This window comes from Bartonella sp. HY761 (assembly GCF_026743145.1).
Classification (GTDB): Bacteria; Pseudomonadota; Alphaproteobacteria; order Rhizobiales; family Rhizobiaceae; genus HY038.
In genome coordinates, this window is the sequence record NZ_CP104887.1 from 3067501 (window position 1) to 3070000 (window position 2500).

Genomic DNA, 2500 nt, shown 5'->3' on the forward strand with positions numbered 1-2500 from the left:
TTCTGCATTTTTATTAACTGGATATAGGTAATGGGAACGATCAAGCCGATTGAACGATTAGTATCAGTAAGCTTCATGTGTTACCACACTTCCACACCTGACCTATCAACGTGGTCGTCTTCCACGGTTCTCATGGGAATACTCGTTTTTAGGTGGGTTTCCCGCTTAGATGCCTTCAGCGGTTATCCCTTCCGTATATAGCTACCCTGCTATGCGGCTGGCGCCACAACAGGTCCACCAGAGATACGTCCATCCCGGTCCTCTCGTACTAGGGACAGATCCTATCAATATTCCTACACCCACGGCAGATAGGGACCGAACTGTCTCACGACGTTCTGAACCCAACTCACGTACCGCTTTAAATGGCGAACAGCCATACCCTTGGGACCTGCTCCAGCCCCAGGATGCGATGAGTCGACATCGAGGTGCCAAACAACCCCGTCGATATGGACTCTTGGGGGTCATCAGCCTGTTATCCCCGGCGTACCTTTTATCCGTTGAGCGATGGCCCTTCCACACGGGACCACCGGATCACTATGACCGTCTTTCGACTCTGCTCGACTTGTCAGTCTTACAGTCAGGCAGGCTTATGCCATTGCACTCAGCGAACGATTTCCGACCGTTCTGAGCCCACCATCGCGCGCCTCCGTTACTCTTTAGGAGGCGACCGCCCCAGTCAAACTACCCACCATACACGGTCCTGGTTCCGGATAACGGAACGCAGTTAGACATCCATGTAGATAAGGGTGGTATTTCAAGGAAGACTCCACAATGGCTGGCGCCACTGCTTCAAAGTCTACCACCTATCCTACACATGTCGACACGAATGCCAGTGTAAAGCTATAGTAAAGGTGCACGGGGTCTTTCCGTCTAACCGCAGGAACCCCGCATCTTCACGGGGAATTCAATTTCACTGAGTCTATGTTGGAGACAGCGGGGAAGTCGTTACGCCATTCGTGCAGGTCGGAACTTACCCGACAAGGAATTTCGCTACCTTAGGACCGTTATAGTTACGGCCGCCGTTTACTGGGGCTTCAATTCAATGCTTGCACATCTCCTCTTAACCTTCCAGCACCGGGCAGGCGTCAGACCCTATACGTCGTCTTGCGACTTCGCAGAGCCCTGTGTTTTTGGTAAACAGTCGCTACCCCCTGGTCTGTGCCACCCCCTAACGGTTGCCCGCTAAAGGGTCACGCTTCTTCCGAAGTTACGCGTGCAATTTGCCGAGTTCCTTCAACATAGTTCTCTCAAGCGCCTTGGTATTCTCTACCGGTCCACCTGTGTCGGTTTCGGGTACGGTCTATAATGTGGGAGCTATTTCCTGGAACTGCTTCACTGCATCATCAATCCAATAAGATGATACAATTTACGCAATCCGTCACTTCCCACAGGCCCACGAATATTAACGTGGTTCCCATCGACTACGCCTTTCGGCCTCGTCTTAGGGGCCGGCTCACCCTGCTCAGATTAACTTTAAGCAGGAACCCTTGGACTTTCGGCGAGGGAGTCTCTCACTCCCTTTATCGTTACTCATGTCAGCATTCTCACTTCCAATACCTCCAGGATCCCTCACGGGTATCCCTTCACAGGCTTATGGAACGCTCCGCTACCACTTACACTTACGTGTAAATCCACATCTTCGGTGTATGGCTTTAGCCCCGTTACATTTTCGGCGCAAAGACCCTTATTTAGACCAGTGAGCTGTTACGCTTTCTTTAAATGATGGCTGCTTCTAAGCCAACATCCTGGTTGTTTTGGGATCCTCACATCCTTTCCCACTTAGCCATAACTTGGGGACCTTAGATGGTGGTCAGGGTTGTTTCCCTCTCCACGACGGACGTTAGCACCCGCCGTGTGTCTGCTAGTCAGTTCTTCCAGGTATTCGGAGTTTGGTTAGGTTTGGTAATCCGGTGAGGACCCCTAGCCCATCCAGTGCTCTACCCCCTGGAGAATAAAACTAACGCTCTACCTAAATAGATTTCGCGGAGAACCAGCTATTTCCGAGTTTGATTGGCCTTTCACCCCTAGCCACAAGTCATCCCGATCTATTGCAACAGATATGGGTTCGGCCCTCCAGTAAGTGTTACCTTACCTTCAGCCTGCTCATGGCTAGATCACTCGGTTTCGGGTCTAATCCGACGAACTGAACGCCCTGTTCAGACTCGCTTTCGCTACGCCTACACCTATCGGTTTAAGCTTGCTCGTCAGACTAAGTCGCTGACCCATTATACAAAAGGTACGCCGTCACCCAGAACTAATCTTGGGCTCCGACTGTTTGTAGGCATTCGGTTTCAGGATCTATTTCACTCCCCTCGTCGGGGTGCTTTTCACCTTTCCCTCACGGTACTGGTTCACTATCGGTCATGCACGAGTACTTAGGCTTGGATAGTGGTCTACCCATGTTCAGACAGGATTTCACGTGTCCCGCCCTACTCTAGGACTTAAAATCAATTTACGTGTACGGGACTATCACCCACTTTGGTTAAGCTTTCCAACTTAT

1 rRNA gene (cut by a window edge) is annotated in these 2500 nt (G+C 51.0%); it reads right to left on the bottom strand.

The window, feature by feature from the left end:
* Positions 1-36: 36 nt before the first annotated feature.
* Positions 37-2500, bottom strand: a 23S ribosomal RNA gene (locus tag N6A79_RS13175); it runs 349 nt beyond the window's last position.